This is a genomic window from Salinicola tamaricis (assembly GCF_003006155.1).
GTDB lineage: Bacteria > Pseudomonadota > Gammaproteobacteria > Pseudomonadales > Halomonadaceae > Salinicola > Salinicola tamaricis.
On the sequence record NZ_CP023559.1, the window covers coordinates 866,890 to 884,490 of the forward strand.

Consider the following 17,601-nt stretch of genomic DNA (forward strand, 5'->3'; position numbering starts at 1 on the left):
TACTGCTTGATAGTTACTGCTTGAGCACGAAGGGCGAGACGTATTTATCGACGTTGTCGGGCGTGATCAGGATGCAGTCGAACAGGTGCTTTTCCCCTTTCAGCCCGGTGCTGCCGGTCTGGATGTACTTGTCGGCCATCTGTACCGCGGCCTTGGAGAAGATCGCCACCGGCTGCAGCACGGTATAGGCCAGCTCGCCGGACTTGATCGCATCCACCGCATCCGGGGAGCCGTCGAAGCCACCGACCACGACGTCCTTCAGTTTGCCGGCCTCCTTGAGCGCGGCGATCGCGCCGAGGGCCATCTCGTCGTTGCCGCTGATCACACCCTGAATGTCGGGGTGCGCCTGCAGCAGGCTCTGCATCTTGTTGTAGCCCTGGGTGCGGTCCCAGTTGGCGACGTCTTCACCCACCTTCTGCAGGTCCGGGTATTGGCTCAGCACGGTGCGGTAGCCGTTGGAACGAGTCGCGGCGTTGTTGTCCGAGGGCGCGCCCTTGAGCTCGACGTACTTGGCCGAATCGCCCACCGCTTGGACCCACTGCTGCGCGCCCACTGCCGCCCCCTGGGCGTTGTTGGAGACCAGCTGCGCCTTGGCCAGCCCCTGCTGGTTGATCTCGGCGTTGACCAGGAACACCGGGATACCGGCGTCGACCGCCTTGCGCACCGCGCCCACCGAACCGTCGGCATTGGCCGGGTCGAGAATGATCGCCTTGGCCTTATTGGTGATCGCCGTATCGATCTGGCGGCTTTCGGTATTGGTGTCGCCCTTGTGGGCGCTAACGTTGGCCGAGTAACCGAGCTCCTCGGCGGTCTGCTGGGCGACCTTGCCCTCGGTCAGCCAGTAGGGATTGGAGGGATCGTTGACGATGATCGAGATCAGCCCCTTGTCCTGCGCCAGTGCGCTACCGGCGAGCAGCGGCGCACTCAGAGCGAGGGCTGCGATCAGCAGGCGTCTTCCTGTCTTGAGCATGATGGTCACCCTTCTTTTGCGGTTGTCTGTCGTTGTACGAGTCGTTGTCTGAGTCAGTGGCGTCAAGGGGTGCGTTCTCACACCGCCTCAATGCTGGGTTGCCGGCTTGGCGGCTGGGCTTTTCCCGTCGCCCGGGGCCTGCCCCGAAGACGCAGCGGGAGAAGAGGTGTCGCGGACGTCTGCGCGGCTGTCTTGCGCCGTCCGCCGTACTGAATGCTGTTGAGCAGCACCGCCAGCACGATCACCGCGCCGGTGAACACGGTCTGCCAGTAGGAGGAGACGCCGATGATGACCAGGCCGTCGGACAGAAAGCCGATCACGAAGGCACCCAGCAGCGTACCGCGCACGCCGCCCCGACCACCGGTCAGCGCCGCGCCGCCGATCACCACCCCGGCGATCGCGGTCAGCTCGTAAGTGGTGCCCGCAGTGGGGCCAGCGGAGGTGAGCTGCGATGACAGCACCAGCCCGGCGATCGCCGCGCAGATGCCTGAGAGCACATAGACCGAGACCTGCACCCGCTTGACCGGCACCCCGGAGAGCTCCGCGGCGCGGGCGTTGCCACCGGTGGAGTAGACCCAGCGCCCGAACGGCGTGCGCGCCAGCGCCAGCAGGGTCACCACCGCCACGATCGCCAATACCCAGACCCCCACCGGCACGCCGAACAGCCGATTGAAGCCGAGCCAGTCGAAGCCGGTATTGCCGAGTGCCGGATCGCCGCCGAGGTTGTTGTAGGTCAGACCGTCGGTCATCAGCAGGGCGACCCCGCGAGCGACGTAGAGCAGCCCCAGGGTGGCGACGAACGCCGGCACCTTGAAGTAGGCGATCAGCACGCCGTTGATGGCGCCGATGAAGGCCCCCACCCCACAGGTGAGGAGCACCACCACCCACACCGGCGGATACAGCGTGACGCCGAACGCATCCAGCGTCACACCCTGCATCAGAAAGCCCGCGACCACCCCGCACAGGCCCAAGGTCGAGCCCACCGAGAGGTCGATGCCGCCGGTCAGGATCACCAGCAGCATGCCGATGGAGAGAAGCCCGAAGATCGCCACGTGGGACGACATGGTCAGGAAGTTGCCGGTCGAGAAGTAGACCGGCGACAGCAGCGAGAAGATCACGATGATCGCGATCAGGGCGAAGAAGGCGCGCCCTTCGAGCAGCATGCGCCCCAGATCGAAGCCCCCGCCCTGACGCCGCGCTGCGTGACTGTGATTGGACATAAACGACTCCTTCATGAAATCCACAACGTCTGTCGGCGCGACCCGGCGCGTAACGCGCTCAGGCGCCCGCGAGCGATCACACGTTCAGGCAACCACCGACTCACCGGAGGCGGCCATGATCTGCTCCTTGGAGACATCGGCCGAACTCGGCCGCGATGCGTCCCGGCTCATCACCACGATGCGGTGGGCGATACTCAGGCACTCGCCGACTTCGGAAGTGGAGAAGATCACCGCCAGGCCCTGGCTCGCCGCGCCCTCGGCCAGCAGTTTGAACACCTCGGCCTTGGCTCCGATGTCGATGCCGCGGCTGGGCTCGTCGAGCAGCACTACCCGCGGGTGAGTCGCCAGCATCTTGCCGATCACCACCTTCTGCTGGTTACCGCCGGAGAGCGAGCCGATGTCGGCGCGCGGGCCGTCGGTCTTGATGTGCACGCTGGAAATCGACTCGTCGATGACCCCGCGCTCGCGGCTGCCGGAGGTCAGAAGCCCCTTGGTGAAGGCCTTGATGCTCGCCAGCGACAGGTTCTCGCCCACCGACATGGTCTGTACCAGGCCGTCACGCTGGCGATCCTCGGGGACCAGCACCAGGCCGTTGTCGATGCGCTCGGCGATGCTCAGGCGGGAGACATCGACGCCTTCCAGCAGCACCCGGCCGCCGCTCAGCGGCACGCGCCCGGCGATGCACTCCAAAGCTCGGTGCGCCCTGCCCCCATCAGCCCGTAGATGCAGACGATCTCGCCGGCGCGCACCGTGAGAGACAAGCGGTCGACCACCGAGCGCTCGGGCACGTTGACGTCGGCCACACTGACCTCCTCGATCGCCAGCGCCACCTCGCCGATGGTGTGGCCGGTGGGCGGAGAGCCGAGGTCGAAGTTGTCGCCCACCATGTTGCGCACGATCCACTCGAGATCGATGTCGGCCCGCTTGGCGTAGGCGGTCATCACGCCGTCGCGCAGCACCACGGCGTGATCGGTGATGGTCAGCGCTTCTTCCAGATGGGGGATGTAGACGATCGACACGCCACGACTCTTGAGATCGCGAATGACCCGGAACAGCACCTCGACCTCGGAGGCCGACAGCGCCGAGGTCGGCTCGTCCATGATCAGAATGCGCGAGTTGACCGACAGCGCGCGGGCGATCTCGACGATCTGCTGCTGGCCGAGACGCAGATCCTCCACCGGCGTCAGCGGATCGATCGGCTCGTCCAGCGCCTCATCAGCCTGCGTCTGACGCGCCTCCTCGGCGAAGTCGATCCCCGTCGGGCCCTTGATCTCGCGGCCCATGAAGAGGTTGTCGCGCACGCTCAGGTTGGGCGCCAGGCTCAGCTCCTGGTGAATGATCGAGATGCCCAGCCGGGTGGCGTCGGTGGTCGAGGCGAAGCGCACCGGCTCGCCGTCGAGCACGATCTCGCCGGAGGTCGGCTGGATCACCCCGGAGAGCACCTTCATCAGGGTAGACTTGCCCGCCCCGTTCTCGCCGAACAGGGTGGTCACCTGGCCGCGGAAGACATCGAAATTGACCGTCTTCAGCGCCTGCACGCTGCCGAAGGACTTGGCCACATTGCGCGCCGAGAGCACCACTTCGTCGTCGCGCCGCGCATCGCCGGTGGCAGCCGCGGGGGCCGGCGCGGTGCTGTCTAGGTGACTCATTCGACGTCCATCCTCACCGGCGTCACCAGCCAGTTCTTGGGGTTGATCAGCTTGAACACGCCGGTCACCGTCACCGTCTTGCCGCTCAGGTCGGCGGTATCGATATCCGCCAGCACGGCGGCCTTCATGGCGTCGTTGATCGAGGCGCCGGCGTTCTGGTACTCGATCTGGTTGGTGAACTCGCCGAAGCTGATCTCGCCGGTGGCATCGCGCAGGTCGGTGCCGTTGATCGCCGGGCCGGTCTGCACGCGAATGGTGATCGCCGCCGGCACTCCCTCGGCCGCTATCGTATAGATGCCTGAGCGCGCCTCGCCCACCACGCCGGTGAAGGTCACCGGCACCACCGGGCCGAAGCTGTCGCCAACGCCATATTTCTGCCCCGCGGCGCTGGCATCCGCGAGCACCGCGGCGGCCAGCTCAGCGGCCGGCACCGCGCGCTGCTCCACGCTCTTCTGGATCGCCGGGAAGTGCTCGCTACCATAGGTGGCGGCGGAGAAGCCGCCGGCCAGCTCCGCCTCGTGGCCGATCTCGACCACCGTGGTATCCCACGCCATGGCGGCGATGACCGCCACCACCACGGCCCCCAGAATTACCCGCCTGCGTGTCTTGCCGGGCCTGCGCGGCCGGGCTGCAACGGTTGCACTCATGACCAGAGCCCTCCTGTCAGGCGCTGTGCGCTGCCGCACGCCGAGTTGGTGGACGGCAGCTCAAGTTCAGGGAATCAGCACGATCTTCAGCGACTTGGACCCGCTCTTCATCAGCTCGAAGCCCTCCTCGTACTTCTCCAGCGGCAGCTTGTGGGTGACCACACCTTCGGTGGGGAAGTCGCCGTTGCGGATGCCCTCGATCACCAGCGGATAGCAGTAAGGGCCCAGGTGGGAGCCGAGCACGTCGAGCTCCTTGCGATCGGAGATGATGCTCCAGTCGACGCTGACGGGGTCCTTGAACACGCTGAACTCGACGAAGCGCCCCAGTTTGCGGATCATCGACAGCCCCTGCTCTACCGACTTGGGATGCCCGGTCGCCTCGATGTAGACGTCGCAGCCGTAGCCACCGGTCATCTCCTTGATGATCGAGACCACGTCGTCGCGCTTGGGGTTGAGCGTGAGATCGGCACCGAACCGCTTGGCCAGCTCCAGACGCTCGTCGAACAGATCGAGCACGATCAACTTCTCGGCGCCGGCTTTCTTGGCCGCCCCGACCATGCCCAGGCCCAGGGTGCCGGCACCCGAGAGCACCACCACGTCGCCCAGCTCGATCCGGGCGCGCTGCACCGCATGCAGCGAGCAGGCGTAGGGCTCGATGAGGATCGCCTTCTCCAGCGGCAGCTCCTCGGGTACGTGATAGTTGATCGCCTCCTTGGTGAACTTCATGTACTCGGCCATGCCGCCGTTGACATTGTTCTGGAAGCCGTAGAGGTCGTGCTTTTCGCACATCCAGTACTGGCCGCGGTTGCAGAAGCGGCAGTTCCAGCACGGCACGATCTGCTCCGAGATCACCCGGTCGCCGGGCTGGTAACCCTCGACCTGGGCACCCACCTTGACCACCCGGCCGATGAACTCGTGGCCAGGGATCATCGGCGCCTTGATGTAGGCGGGCTGGGTCTCGTCGCCCCAGAAGCTGGGCGCGCCGTCGTAGGACTTGATGTCACCGGCGCAGATACCGCACCCCTCAACCTTGACCAGAATCTCCTTGTCATCGATCTCGGGTACCGGCACCTCTTCATAGCGGTAGTCACCGGGGGCGTAGGCCACCACGGCTTTCATGGTCTTGGGGATGGCGCCGCTGGCGTCGTGCTGAGCGGATGTGGCGGTAGCGTCGGACATGATCGTCTCCGGTGCTTAAACACATGATCAATATTCGGTCATTGTTTTTAGCGCAAACGACGAAACCACATCAACGCGGAAGGCCACCATAAAGCCTAAGACTTTAGGCAAACATAAAATAAGTCTATGTTATTAATGGATTTAAAATGCGCACACCGAATCGGACAAGACTAAAGTTGTAGTATGCACCTCAGGGGCTCCCGCCACCCTGAACCGCCCATTTTGCCTGATCAGAGTGACACCATACGGATCATATGTTCACACAGACTCTCAGATGCTCGCTGCACCAGAAAGCAGAAGCGCCCGGACCGCATACTCCAGACACGCAACCAGAGTACATCGCACCCACCCGCCTCCACACACAAAAAGAGCGCCCGCAACGACAGCGCCCGCGACTCAGGAAGAGCCGCGGGCGCTGCACTAGGCGGACACGGGGCGTAATGGCGCCACCCCAGGGGTCAGCGCCGCTCGCGCTCGTAAGTCTCGATGCGGTCGATCTTGGGCTGCGATCGGCCGCCCGGCTCGTACTCGCTGGATAAAAAGGTCGTAGCGATCGCCTTGGCCAGCTCGACCCCGATCACCCGCGCCCCCATTGTCACGATCTGGGCGTCGTTGCTCTTGCGCGCGCGCTCGGCCGAGTAGGTGTCATGGGCCTGGGCCGCGCGAATGCCCGCTACCTTGTTGGCCGAGATCGCCACACCGATGCCGGTGCCACACATCAGCACGCCGCGATCGAAGCGCCCCTCGGCAATTGCCTGAGCAATCTCGAAGGCGACATCTGGGTAAAGAATCGGCTTGCCGTCATGGGTGCCGAAATCCTCGACCTCATGACCAAGCCCACGCACGTGCTCGATCATCGCCTGCTTCATCTCATAGGCGGCTTCGTCACAGCCCACCGCCACTCGCCACTGCTCTGCCATCGCTCACCTCCGGTTGCCGTCTCTGACGTCGGTTGTCGACGGCGACATCATAGACCGCACATGCTCATATGAACAAATAGACTTCATATGATCGAAAACAGATGCCGAAAACGTCCCAAGAACCCCACTCAGCCGAGCAAAATCAGCCCACTAAGCGCCACGGAAATCTCCGCAGCGTGGCGCAAAGGCGCGCAGAATCACCACCAAAGTCGCATATCCGCTGCCCCTGTCGCCGCTATGATGAGGCTGACATCGCGCGTAAAACCATATGCGCAGCAAAAGAACAAAATATCACCCTCGATACCGCGGTCATGCCGGCCCGGCCAGCCGCAAGCGTTATCCAGTCATCCAATTCGGGAGCGTCGGTCATGACACGCCTCTACAACGATCCAGTGAACTTCGTCGACGAAGCCACCGCGGGCTTCGTCGCCGCGCATGCGCAGCGGGTCTGTCAGGTACCGGGCGGGGTCATCCGCAGCACGCGTAGCGAGCCGGGTACCGTCGCCGTGGTCATCGGCGGCGGCTCCGGGCACTATCCGGCGTTTGCCGGCCTGGTGGGCCAGGGCCTGGCCCACGGCGCGGTGATGGGCAATCTGTTCGCCTCGCCCTCAGCGCAGCAGGTCTACAACGTGTGCAAGGCGGCCAACAACGGTGGTGGCGTGCTGCTGAGCTTCGGCAACTATGCCGGCGACGTGCTGCACTTCGGCCAAGCCCGGGAGCGGCTGATCCGCGAGGGCATCCCCTGCGAGATCGTCGCCGTGATCGACGATATCTCCAGCGCCGACCGCGAGGAGCTGCACAAGCGCCGCGGCATCGCCGGCGACCTGACCGTGTTCAAAGTGGCCGCGGCGGCGGCCGAGGCCGGCTACTCGCTGGAAGAGGTGGTTCGCATCTCGCGCGCGGCCAATCTGCGCACCCGCTCCATGGGTGTGGCGTTCGACGGCTGCACTCTGCCCGGGGCCGACGACGCGCTGTTCCACGTGCCCGCGGGCAAGATGGCGGTGGGCTTGGGCATCCACGGCGAGCCGGGCATCAGCGAGCAGGAGATTCCCACTGCCGACGCCCTGGCGGAGCTGCTGGTCTCGCATCTGCTCGAGGAGGTGCCGGACGGCATCGAGACAGTGCGCGGCGCCCGCGCTGCGGTGCTGCTCAACGGGCTCGGCGCGATCAAGTACGAAGAGCTATTCGTGGTCTACCGCCGGGTCCACGCCCTGCTGGAAGAAGCGGGCATCGAGATCGTCGAGCCCGAGGTCGGCGAGCTGGTCACCAGCCTCGACATGGCAGGCGCCTCGCTGACCCTGTTCTGGCTCGATGACGAACTCGAACGGCTGTGGCGCGCGCCCGCCGATACTCCGGCCTATCGCAAGGGCAGCCTCAACCCGGCGCCGCCGATCGATACCGCGGCGCTCGATATTCCCGATGCCGACGACATTCCCGCCGCCAGCCAGACCTCCCGGGACGCGGCGCGATGCATCGCACAGGCACTACGCGCCACCCGCGAAGTGATCGATGCCAATGTCGACAAGCTGGGCAAGCTGGACGCCATCGCCGGCGACGGCGACCACGGCATCGGCATGCAGCGCGGCGCGGTGGCCGCCGCCGAGGCGGCCGAACAGGCGCTGGCCCGCGGTGCCGGGGCCGGTACCCTGCTGCGGCTGGCCGCCGAGGCGTGGTCGGACCGCGCCGGCGGCACCTCCGGCGCGATCTGGGGCGTCATGCTCAACGCCCTGAGCCTGACCCTGGGTGACGACGCCGCGCCGCAGGCCGAGCACTACGCTCGCGGGGTGGCCAAGGCCAAGCAGGACGTGATGGAATTCGGCAAGGCCCAGCTCGGCGACAAGACGCTGGTCGATGCGCTGGTACCGTTCAGCGACGCCTTGAGCCAGCGGGTCGCCGCCGGTGACGACCTGGCCAGCGCCTGGAGTAGCGCGACCCAAGCCGCCCACACCGCCGCCGAGGAGACCCAGGCGCTGAAGCCCAAGCTCGGTCGCGCCCGGCCGCTGGCGGAGAAGAGCCTGGGCACCCCCGACCCGGGCGCCGTTTCCCTGGCGATGATCCTCGATGCGGTGCATCGGGTCATCGCCACCGCCGACTGAGGACGCCCCATGAGCGCACCGACGATCACCCTGGGCATCAGCTTCAAGATGTACTTCGGCTACGCCCAGACCCTCGCCTGGTGCCGACAGGTCGCGGCCTGCCTGCCACGCTACCCGGCCGTCGCCGACGGCCGGGTAGCGCTGTTCGTGCTGCCCAGCTTCCCGGCCATCGCCCCAGTGCTGGAGATCTTCGCCGACACCCCGATTAGCGTCGGCGGGCAAAACCTGTATCCGTCGCCAAACGGTGCTTATACTGGCGAAGTGAGCGGGGCCATGCTGGCCGAGATGGGCTGTCGCCATGTCGAGATCGGCCACGCCGAGCGCCAGCGCCTGTTCGGTGAGGATGCCGCGAGCATCGCTGCCAAGATGCAGGTGGCGCTCGACCACGCGCTGACGCCGGTATTATGCGTCGGTGAGGCCGAGTGCGGCGCGCCACAGGCCGCGATCGAGGCGTGCCGCGCGCAGATCATGCAGGCGCTCGACCTGGCCACGCCGGCACAGCGCCAGCAGCCGCTGGTGATCGCCTACGAGCCACACTGGGCGATCGGTGCCGCCGAACCGGCGCCGCTTTCGCATATCGCAGCGGTGTGCCAGGGTCTGCGCGAGCAGTTCGCTACCCACCCGGCGGCCAGCGTGATCTACGGCGGCAGTGCCGGCCCGGACCTGCTGACGCGACTCGCCGGGCAGGTCGATGGCCTCTTTCTGGGGCGCTTCGCCCACGACCCGGCCGCCTTCGAGGCCGTCGTCGGCGAAGCCTGCTCGCTGGTGGCGGCCCGCTGAATTCATCGCGCCACCATCCATTTACGATCTAGGGGATTCGATAGCCAATGCCATCTCGCCGTCAGCTAGCCAACGCCATCCGCGCGCTCTCCATGGACGCCGTGCAGCAGGCCAATTCCGGCCACCCCGGCATGCCGATGGGCATGGCCGACATCGCCGAAGTGCTGTGGAACGACCACCTGAAGCACAACCCCGCCAATCCCGATTGGGCCGACCGTGACCGCTTCATTCTCTCCAACGGCCACGGCTCCATGCTTCACTACTCGCTGCTTCACCTGACCGGCTACGACCTGCCGCTGGAAGAGCTCAAGAACTTCCGCCAGCTCGGTTCGAAGACACCGGGCCACCCGGAGCACGGCCTCACCCCCGGCATCGAGACCACCACCGGGCCGCTGGGTCAGGGTCTGGCCAACGGTATCGGCATGGCGATCGCCGAGCGCACCCTGGCAGCACAGTTCAACCGCGACGACCATGAGATCGTCAATCACCGGGTGTGGGTGTTCGCTGGCGACGGCTGCCTGATGGAAGGCATCAGCCACGAAGCGTGCTCGCTGGCCGGCACTCTGGGTCTGGGCAACCTGACCGTGTTCTACGATGACAACGGCATCTCCATCGATGGCGAGGTCAAAGGCTGGTTCACCGACGACACCGCCCAGCGCTTCGAGGCCTACGACTGGCACGTGGTGCGTGACGTCGACGGCCATGACGCCGAGCAGATCAACCGCGCCATCGAAGAGGCCAAGTCGGTCAGCGACAAGCCGACCCTGATCATCTGCAAGACTGTGATCGGCTTCGGCTCGCCCAACAAGGCGGGCAAGGAAGAGAGCCACGGCGCTGCGCTGGGCGAGGACGAAGTCGCACTGGCACGCCAGGAGCTGGGCTGGGAGTCGCCAGCGTTCGAGATTCCGGACGAGTACTACCAGGCGTGGGATGCGCGTGAACGCGGCGCCAAGCTGGAGGCAGACTACGACGCCAAGCTGGCAGCCTACGAGCAGGCGCACCCGGCACTCGCCAAGGAGCTCAAGCGGCGCTATAGCGGTGCGCTGCCCGAGGGCTTCGACGGCGATGCGCTGGTCAAGCGGGCCCAGGAGAAATCCGAGAAACTCGCCTCGCGCAAGGCCTCGCTCGGCGTGCTCAACGAGCTCGGCCCGGACCTGCCGGAGCTGTTCGGCGGCAGTGCCGACCTCGCTCCGTCCAACCTGACGCTGTGGAAAGGTGCCAAGGCGATCAGCAAGGACGACTTCGACGGCGGCTACCTGCACTACGGCGTGCGCGAGTTCGGCATGGGCGCGATCGCCAACGGCATCGCCACCCATGGCGGCTTCATCCCCTACGACGCCACCTTCCTGGTGTTCATGGAGTACATGCACAACGCCGTACGCATGTCGGCGCTGTCGCACACGCGTGTCATCCACGTCTTCACCCACGACTCCATCGGGGTTGGCGAGGACGGCCCCACCCACCAGCCGATCGAGCAGCTCGCCGATCTGCGCAACCTGCCGGGCCTGGCCACCTGGCGCCCGTGCGACGCCACCGAGACGGCAGCGGCCTGGGTCGAGGGGCTCAAGCGTGAAAAAGGTCCCACCGCGCTGATCTTCTCGCGTCAGGATCTGCCAGCGCAGTCACGTGACGACGCGCAGCTCAAGCAGATTCGCCGCGGCGGCTACGTGCTCAAGGAGGCCAAGGGCGGCCAGCCGGAGCTGATCCTGATCGCCACCGGCTCCGAAGTCGGCCTGGCGATGGACGCCGCTGCCGAACTCGAAGGCAAGGGCAAGCGCGTGCGCGTCGTGTCGATGCCCTGCACCACCGAGTTCGACGCCCAGGACGCCGCCTACCGCGAATCGGTACTGCCGGGCGACGTGCGCAAGCGCCTGGCGATCGAAGCCGCCATCCCCTCCACTTGGTACAAGTATGTGGGCCTCGACGGTGACGTCATGGGCATGACCACCTACGGCGAATCGGGCAAGGGCGGAGATCTGTTCAAGCACTTCGGTTTCACGGTCGACAACGTCGTCGCCCGCGCCGAGAAGCTGCTCGGCTGAGCCTCGGTCCTTTCGGCCCACCCGCCCTGGGGTGGGCCTCGTCATGCGCGTGGCCGCCGCGCCAATACGCCCTCTTCTTGCTTTCCCGCCTCGCTTTCGATCATTCTAAAATCGCCGTCGCCTCGGCCGATAAGCCCATTGGCCGCAGCGCCGACACCTATACCAATAACAACACCCAACGTGGCAAGCCTGACGATCCCGTCAGAGGCCACCCTAGCGAGTGCGATTGCATGACCTTCCAATATGGACTCGACGACTTTCGCCATATCGTCACCGGCGCCGCACTGATGGCCAGCGGGGGTGGTGGCAGTTATCACGATGCCAAGCGGGTACTGGAACAGCTCCGGAAAAGCGGCTGGTGCGGCCGCGTAGAGGTCAAGGACTACGACGGCGCCACCGAGGCCTGCGTGCTGGCCATGATGGGATCGCCCGACGCGGCCGAAGACCTCTCCCTGGTAGCGATACAGCGGGCATGAACAACACCGTCGACGCCTTCCGAACGCTTTGCGGTACGGCACCGACATGCGTGATTCCGGTCGAGATCGGGCCGATCAACTCGCTCGTGCCGCTGATTGCCGCCCTCGGCGACAACCCGGTCCAGTGGGTCGTCACGGTGACGGCAGCGGGCGTGCGGTGCCGGAACTGCCGCAAACGCTCTACAGCGAAGCCGCGGGCCTCACCGCCAGCCCCTGCATCCTGGCCGATAACGCCCAGGATGCCGCGACCGCACGCTCGGTACGTCTGCAGCCACCACGGCCGCCGACGTCGAATCCCTGGCCGGCAGTGTCGTCGCCGCGTTCGGCAGTTACGCCGGCATCATGCTATGGCCCTCCACCTCGGCCAATGACTTCGCGCTGGCGAATCATTACCTGCCCGGCACGCTGGAGCAGGTCCGAGCGCTGGGGGCGTATATGGAGGACGCCGACGGCCCGCACACCACTGCCGAGATCGTGGCCAAGCTCGAAGCCCTCACCGGCCGAGACGCCACGTGCGCCATCACCAACGGCTATATCACCGAAGTCACGCAGTCGACGAGCGGTGCCTCTCTCGATGTCGGCACCATCCGCCTGGATAACACCCCGATCCACGCGACAGTAGCGCCACGCACTACCTCTACAACATGAATGAAAACCTGATCCTGTACGCTGCCCAGGATGGCGCCCCCGTGATCGTCGCACCGGACTCGATCTGCTACTACTCCGAGCACACCGGTCGCGGTTTCTCCCAATGCCTTCGCCGATCTGGCGCCCTACCATGATCGGCAGACCGGCAAGAGCACCGGCGTGCCTGTCAGCATCATCGGTATCGCGCCGCCAAGGCCTTTCGCGAGGCCGCTGGCGTTCGCGACTCCTTCGCCGGCCTGCTGCGACGCATCGGTTACGCCGGGGTCAATCAACGGCCTTGAATGAGCGATCTTCCTGTGGACGAACAGGATCTTTACAAGAAGCGCCTGCAGTTGACCCTGGAAGCCAGCGGGCTCGACCTGTGGGAGAAACAATCTCTCTACGGGGAAGTCGTCTTCGGACTGACCAAGATCTTCACCGACCTCGGCTATGGCAAGGACGAGCAGGCCGGCGAGAGATCAGCGATATCTTCACACTCATGCATGCCGATGACGTGATCGTGGTCGAAAAAAGCCATCGCCGATCACATCGAGGGGCGCACCGAGCGCTACTACAGCGAATTCCGCATCCGCGCCAAGTCCGGCCAGTGGGTGTGGTACGCCAACTACGGCAAGATCATCGACGACGCGGTCTTCGGTAGTCGCTTCATCGGGGTCAGCTTCAGTCTCGCCGACAAGAAGCGCCAGGAGGAGGAACTGCTGGCGCTGAACACCCGCCTGTCAGAACAGAACGCTCAACTCGAACGCCTCAACGCCGAGCTCCATACCCTGGCCACCCGCGACCCGCTGACCGGCATCTACAACCGCCGCCATCTACTGGAAGTCGGCGAGCGCGAATATCAGCGCTCGCGGCGCTTCGCGCACCCGCTGACGCTGCTGCTCATCGATATCGACTTCTTCAAGCGCATCAACGATACCTGGGGGCATGTCACCGGCGATCTGGTCATCCGCGCCGTCGCCGAATGCTGCGTGAACGAGGCACGGGAAGCCATCGACACGGTGGGCCGAATCGGCGGCGAGGAGTTCGTCGTCTTGCTGCCAGAAACCCCGCTCGCGGCGGGGCTGGCGTTCGCCGAGCGGCTACGTCAGTGCGTCGCCGAGATGCGCGTCACGACCCATGATGGCATTGACGAGGCAGCGGTCACCCTGAGTATCGGTATCGCCGAACTGAACGCCAACTGCCGCGACTTTCGGGACCTGGTCGCGCTCACCGATCACGCCCTGTATCGCGCCAAGCGCGAAGGCCGCAATCGAATCCAAGGCCACGACGTCTCGACATCCGCGCTGTGACGCGATCGCACATCAGACAGCTCATGGATACCAGGCGAAAGTCGGCTCAGCCCTCGTCATCGACCCGTGTCGCCTCGTCGAGGCGCAGGATGGTGTGGGCGTTGGTGACGCTGGTGGCGAGGGTGTCGATCACTCCGGTGCGCAGCGCGCCGAGGATACCGGCGGCCTTGGTGTTCTCGGCGGCGATGGCGATGACATCGGGGATCCGCGCCAGATCGGTGATGGTCAGGCCGATCACGCGGCCCTGCATCGGCGTCATCGACGGGCGTCCATAGATATCGATGAAGTCGTAACCCATCATGTCGCCGACGGTGCCGGAGAGGCGCGCCTCGGCGGTCTCCTGGGGAGAACCAGCCCATGCGCACCATGTTGCTGTTCTCGCTCAGATCGCCGATACCGATCAGGCGAAATCGGCGCGCCGGGCGCGGTCGAGCGTCTGGCGGATGGTGGGGTTGTCGTACATGGCGTCGCGCAGCTCGAGGTTCTGCACCAGCGCCGGGGCGTAGAGGGTTTCGCTGTCGCCGCCGAACTTCATCGCCAGGCGCCGGCAGATATGATCCGGGTTCATGTACTCGCCGGCGCGCACCGAACCGCCGATGGCGCAGACGAAGGAGCAGTTACGCTGGCCCTGCTCGAAGGCGTTGTCCGCCACCGCACCGACGTTGCGCCCCATGCCCACGGCGACGATGGCACCTTCGCTCAAGCTGCGCGAGAGGTGGTCGGCGACCAGACTGGCGACATTGCCGCGCTGCACTTCGGGGTCGGCATGGTCGAGGGCGACCAGCGCGCGCTTGATGCCGAAGCGGCGGATCAGCGCCTGCTCGATCTCCGCACTCACCGCCGGGTGCTGGCGCACGCGTACGTCGACGATGCCCTCGGCCTGGGCGCGCTTGAGCAGGCGCCCGGCCTTGACCCGCGAGATGCCCAGGCGGTTGGCGATCGCTTCCTGGGTCTCCCCCTCGATGTAATAGAGGGTAGCGATCTCGGTCATCAGCGCGATCTCGGCGGTGTCGTTGCGCTCGCTCATACGGTCTCGGTCCGGGTGGCAGAAATAGGGAAACGGGTCGGGCGGCCAGCGTCGCGTCGCGCACCGCCAAAGGCTTGGCGCACGCGCAGTGGACGCCGCCACACGATACCACAGCAGACCCCGGCGCCGGCCTTCCGTGCCCCGGGTGAAGGGCGTAGACTATGGGCGAATGTCGGCGGCTGTGTCTGCCGACATCGGTTCTCAGGGCGGGTGGAAGTCCCCACCGGCGGTGATGGCAGCGCGCTTGCGCGCGGCCCAAGCCCGCGAGCGCCGAGCAGCGCCACACTGGCTGCCCGGGTCAGCAGATTCGGTGCGATTCCGAAGCCGACGGTCATAGTCCGGATGAAAGAGAACGGTGTCACTTGTCCATGTCGATTCGGTCCACCGACCGCCCCCGGCCAACCGGCCGCGTGCTACGGTGCCTGCCGTCTTTCGCGTACGCCAAGCGCGCCGCAGCCCTGATTCTGGTTACCTCGACCATCACAGGAAACGACCATGAATCAGTCCACCTCCGCGCAGCTCTCCGCGCATACCCGCACCCAGCGCATCGCCTTCATTCGTGCCGATTGGCATGGCGATATCGTCGGCAACTGCCATGCCGCCTTCGTCGAGCGCCTCCATGAGCGCGGTTTCGACACCGCCCAACTGGAGACCTTCAGCGTCCCCGGCGTATTCGAGATCCCGCTACAGGCCAAACTGCTGGCCAAGAGCGGCCGCTACGCGGCGATCGTCGCCTCGGGCTTCGTCGTCGACGGCGGCATCTATCGCCACGACTTCGTCTCCACCGCGGTCATCGACGCCCTGATGGCGCTGCAGATGGAGCAGGAGATTCCCGTGATCTCCGCGGTGCTGACCCCGCACCACTTCCACGAGCACGAGGCGCATACGACCTTTTTCCGCGAGCACTTCCTGACCAAGGGCGCGGAGGCCGCCGAGGCGTGCCTGGCGACGCTGGAAAATCTCCATCAGGTGCGCAAGCTCTGCGTCGACTGAGCCTTGGCCGGTGACACGCGCCGGTGCCCCAGGCCCTGGCGCTTTGCCCCCGGGCAAGCCATAGAAAAGCCCACGCCATCGGCGTGGGCTTTGTCGTGGTGTGGCGCGTCGTCGAGACGCGGCGGCTAATTCGAACCGCTTGCTCGACCCGCTCACTCGACCAGACTGCTCGCCTCGCGGCGCCGGTTGCGCACGCGCAGATAGATCGCAAAGGCCACCGAGACCGCGATCAGCACCCACAGGAAGGCGGCGATAGGGCTCTTGGTGAAGAAGATCGTCAGGTTGCCGTAGGACTCAATGCTCTTGACGAAGTAGACCTCCGCCGACTTGCCGAGGATGAAGCCGATGATCAGCGGCACCACTTCCAGGCCGATCTTCTGCGCCACATAGCCGAACACCCCGAAGATCAGCAGCGTCCAGACATCGAACATGATTCCGTAGTTGATGGCATAGGCACCGACCACGCACATCATCACGATCAGCGGGTAGAGGATGTACTTGGGCACCTCGATCACTTTGGCGATATGGCGGATGGCGAAGTACATGATGCCGAACATCAGCACGTTGGCCGCCACCAGGGCGATGATCATCAGATACCAGGTGTCCATGTTATTGCCGATGAACAGCGGGCCGACCTGGATACCCTGCAGGGTGAAGGCGCCGATCAGGATCGCGGTGGTCGAGTCCCCGGGAATGCCCAGTGACAAAAGCGGTACCAGGGCCCCGCCGGTAAGCGCGTTGTTGGACGACTCCGACGCGACGATGCCCTGGGGCGCGCCCTTGCCCATCTGCGACGAATCGCGGGAGAAGTTCTTCTCCTGGCTGTAGGCGAGCACCGAAGCGGCACTGCCGCCAACCCCGGGTAGCATGCCGACGAAAGTACCGATTCCGGAGGAGCGGATCAGATTGACCAGCTGCCCCTTGAAGATGGAGAACGAGAAACGCGCGCCGCCCTTGAGCTTGATCCGGCCCTTCCCGGGGGCATCGGCGAAGCCGTTCTCGGCGTCCAGCAGGATGGTGCTTAGCCCGAAGATACCGATCAGTACCGGCAGCAGCGAGAAGCCGTCGATCAGATAGTACTGCATGAAGTCGAACATCAGCCGCGGCTCGCCGTTGCCGCCCTCGGTGATCGAATAGGTGCCGATCAGGCTCAGCCAGATACCGAGCACCCCGCTGAAGATACCCATCAGCATGTTCGAGCAGAGCGAGGCGATCACCGTCAGCGCCAGCAGGATGATCAGGAACTTCTCGACGTAGGAGAACTTGATCGCGAAATCCGCCAGCACTGGGGCGAAAAAGAACAGTACCGCAGCACTGAACAGCCCGCCGAAGATCGACGCGACGATCCCGGTCTTGAGCGCACGCTCGCCCTCGCCGCGCTGGGCCATGGGATAGCCGTCGAAGGTGGTGGTGATCGATGACGGCGTGCCGGGAATGTTGAGCAGCACCGCGGGCACCATGCCCCCCGAGATACCGCCGACATAGAGCCCGAGCAGCAGCGCGATGCCGTTGACCAGACCGAAGGCGTAGGTCAGCGGCAGACACCCGCCACTGCCATGGTCGCGGTCATGCCGGGGATGGCGCCGAAGATGATGCCGATCAGCGTGCCGGCCGCGATCAGCGTAAAGAACATCGGTGTGAGGTGGGACAGAATGTCCATGGGTC

The 17,601-nt window shown here is 65.4% G+C and carries 17 protein-coding genes, 1 pseudogene and 1 riboswitch; of the genes and pseudogenes, 8 read left to right on the top strand and 10 right to left on the bottom strand.

What is annotated here, in order from left to right:
- Positions 1–13 precede the first annotated feature (13 nt).
- From CN538_RS03880 to rpiB, 7 genes are all read right to left on the bottom strand, one after another.
- Positions 14–970 (bottom strand): D-ribose ABC transporter substrate-binding protein, encoded by a 957-nt coding sequence (locus tag CN538_RS03880; RefSeq protein ID WP_106420541.1) that lies wholly within the window; start codon positions 968–970, stop codon positions 14–16.
- A gap of 77 nt (positions 971–1,047) precedes the next feature.
- Positions 1,048–2,190 (bottom strand): ABC transporter permease, encoded by a 1,143-nt coding sequence (locus CN538_RS03885; protein ID WP_242495550.1) that lies wholly within the window; start codon positions 2,188–2,190, stop codon positions 1,048–1,050.
- Between the two features lie 84 nt (positions 2,191–2,274).
- A complete protein-coding gene (locus CN538_RS21885; protein ID WP_242495551.1) occupies positions 2,275–2,880 on the bottom strand; it encodes an ATP-binding cassette domain-containing protein in 606 nt (201 codons plus the stop codon).
- Complete coding sequence (locus tag CN538_RS21890) at positions 2,850–3,839, bottom strand: ATP-binding cassette domain-containing protein (protein WP_242495552.1); 990 nt, start codon at positions 3,837–3,839, stop codon at positions 2,850–2,852. The genes CN538_RS21885 and CN538_RS21890 overlap by 31 nt, the downstream gene beginning before the upstream one ends.
- Entirely contained in the window at positions 3,836–4,486 is a 651-nt protein-coding gene (locus tag CN538_RS03895; protein ID WP_106418619.1) for a DUF2291 family protein, read from the bottom strand. The genes CN538_RS21890 and CN538_RS03895 overlap by 4 nt, the downstream gene beginning before the upstream one ends.
- A 66-nt stretch (positions 4,487–4,552) precedes the next feature.
- Complete coding sequence (locus CN538_RS03900; RefSeq protein ID WP_035472225.1) at positions 4,553–5,665, bottom strand: MDR/zinc-dependent alcohol dehydrogenase-like family protein; 1,113 nt, start codon at positions 5,663–5,665, stop codon at positions 4,553–4,555.
- A gap of 458 nt (positions 5,666–6,123) precedes the next feature.
- Complete coding sequence (rpiB, locus tag CN538_RS03905) at positions 6,124–6,585, bottom strand: ribose 5-phosphate isomerase B (protein ID WP_106418620.1); 462 nt, start codon at positions 6,583–6,585, stop codon at positions 6,124–6,126.
- A gap of 368 nt (positions 6,586–6,953) precedes the next feature.
- On the opposite strand from rpiB, the gene CN538_RS03910 reads away from it, so the two are divergent.
- The 7 genes from CN538_RS03910 (at position 6,954) to CN538_RS03935 (ending at position 13,916) form a co-directional block, all read left to right on the top strand.
- Entirely contained in the window at positions 6,954–8,681 is a 1,728-nt protein-coding gene (locus CN538_RS03910) for a dihydroxyacetone kinase family protein (RefSeq protein ID WP_106418621.1), read from the top strand.
- Positions 8,682–8,690: 9 nt separating this feature from the next.
- Complete coding sequence (locus CN538_RS03915) at positions 8,691–9,461, top strand: triose-phosphate isomerase family protein (protein WP_106418622.1); 771 nt, start codon at positions 8,691–8,693, stop codon at positions 9,459–9,461.
- 47 nt (positions 9,462–9,508) lie between these two features.
- Positions 9,509–11,503 (top strand): transketolase, encoded by a 1,995-nt coding sequence (gene tkt / locus CN538_RS03920; protein WP_106418623.1) that lies wholly within the window; start codon positions 9,509–9,511, stop codon positions 11,501–11,503.
- A gap of 230 nt (positions 11,504–11,733) precedes the next feature.
- Positions 11,734–11,979: an S-methyl thiohydantoin desulfurase domain-containing protein gene (locus tag CN538_RS20745; RefSeq protein ID WP_207233619.1), complete on the top strand. Its 246-nt coding sequence runs from the start codon at positions 11,734–11,736 to the stop codon at positions 11,977–11,979.
- Positions 11,980–12,321: 342 nt separating this feature from the next.
- A complete protein-coding gene (locus CN538_RS20750) occupies positions 12,322–12,627 on the top strand; it encodes a hypothetical protein (RefSeq protein ID WP_340638255.1) in 306 nt (101 codons plus the stop codon).
- 281 nt (positions 12,628–12,908) lie between these two features.
- Positions 12,909–13,124: a hypothetical protein gene (locus tag CN538_RS03930; protein WP_129591291.1), complete on the top strand. Its 216-nt coding sequence runs from the start codon at positions 12,909–12,911 to the stop codon at positions 13,122–13,124.
- A gap of 18 nt (positions 13,125–13,142) precedes the next feature.
- A complete protein-coding gene (locus CN538_RS03935; RefSeq protein WP_106418625.1) occupies positions 13,143–13,916 on the top strand; it encodes a sensor domain-containing diguanylate cyclase in 774 nt (257 codons plus the stop codon).
- Positions 13,917–13,962: 46 nt separating this feature from the next.
- Here the strand turns inward: CN538_RS03935 and CN538_RS03940 are convergent.
- A pseudogene (locus tag CN538_RS03940) lies at positions 13,963–14,943 on the bottom strand (sugar-binding transcriptional regulator).
- A gap of 193 nt (positions 14,944–15,136) precedes the next feature.
- Positions 15,137–15,301: riboswitch (FMN riboswitch) on the top strand.
- A 137-nt stretch (positions 15,302–15,438) separates the two neighbouring features.
- Here CN538_RS03940 and CN538_RS03945 point away from each other — a divergent pair.
- Positions 15,439–15,936 carry a 6,7-dimethyl-8-ribityllumazine synthase gene (locus tag CN538_RS03945; protein ID WP_106418626.1) on the top strand — a complete coding sequence of 166 codons (498 nt, stop codon included), beginning with the start codon at positions 15,439–15,441 and terminating at the stop codon, positions 15,934–15,936.
- Between the two features lie 152 nt (positions 15,937–16,088).
- Here CN538_RS03945 and CN538_RS03950 read toward each other — a convergent pair whose 3' ends face one another.
- On the bottom strand, positions 16,089–17,477 hold the full coding sequence (locus CN538_RS03950; protein WP_340638315.1) for a tripartite tricarboxylate transporter permease: 1,389 nt from the start codon (positions 17,475–17,477) through the stop codon (positions 16,089–16,091).
- Positions 17,468–17,596 carry a tripartite tricarboxylate transporter permease gene (locus CN538_RS21895; protein ID WP_242495553.1) on the bottom strand — a complete coding sequence of 43 codons (129 nt, stop codon included), beginning with the start codon at positions 17,594–17,596 and terminating at the stop codon, positions 17,468–17,470. Before CN538_RS21895 ends, CN538_RS03950 begins: the two co-directional genes overlap by 10 nt.
- Between the last annotated feature and the right edge of the window lie 5 nt (positions 17,597–17,601).

Bases quoted from the DNA above. Each gene is read 5' to 3' on its own strand.
- CN538_RS03900 (WP_035472225.1), bottom strand. From the start codon at position 5,665: ATGTCCGACGCTACCGCCACATCCGCTCAGCACGACGCCAGCGGCGCC.
- CN538_RS03945 (WP_106418626.1), top strand. From the start codon at position 15,439: ATGAATCAGTCCACCTCCGCGCAGCTCTCCGCGCATACCCGCACCCAG.
- CN538_RS03885 (WP_242495550.1), bottom strand. From the start codon at position 2,190: ATGTCCAATCACAGTCACGCAGCGCGGCGTCAGGGCGGGGGCTTCGAT.
- CN538_RS03930 (WP_129591291.1), top strand. From the start codon at position 12,909: ATGAGCGATCTTCCTGTGGACGAACAGGATCTTTACAAGAAGCGCCTG.
- CN538_RS20745 (WP_207233619.1), top strand. From the start codon at position 11,734: ATGACCTTCCAATATGGACTCGACGACTTTCGCCATATCGTCACCGGC.
- tkt (WP_106418623.1), top strand. From the start codon at position 9,509: ATGCCATCTCGCCGTCAGCTAGCCAACGCCATCCGCGCGCTCTCCATG.
- CN538_RS21890 (WP_242495552.1), bottom strand. From the start codon at position 3,839: ATGAGTCACCTAGACAGCACCGCGCCGGCCCCCGCGGCTGCCACCGGC.
- CN538_RS03915 (WP_106418622.1), top strand. From the start codon at position 8,691: ATGAGCGCACCGACGATCACCCTGGGCATCAGCTTCAAGATGTACTTC.
- CN538_RS03895 (WP_106418619.1), bottom strand. From the start codon at position 4,486: ATGAGTGCAACCGTTGCAGCCCGGCCGCGCAGGCCCGGCAAGACACGC.
- CN538_RS20750 (WP_340638255.1), top strand. From the start codon at position 12,322: ATGCTATGGCCCTCCACCTCGGCCAATGACTTCGCGCTGGCGAATCAT.
- CN538_RS03910 (WP_106418621.1), top strand. From the start codon at position 6,954: ATGACACGCCTCTACAACGATCCAGTGAACTTCGTCGACGAAGCCACC.
- rpiB (WP_106418620.1), bottom strand. From the start codon at position 6,585: ATGGCAGAGCAGTGGCGAGTGGCGGTGGGCTGTGACGAAGCCGCCTAT.
- CN538_RS21895 (WP_242495553.1), bottom strand. From the start codon at position 17,596: ATGGACATTCTGTCCCACCTCACACCGATGTTCTTTACGCTGATCGCG.
- CN538_RS03880 (WP_106420541.1), bottom strand. From the start codon at position 970: ATGCTCAAGACAGGAAGACGCCTGCTGATCGCAGCCCTCGCTCTGAGT.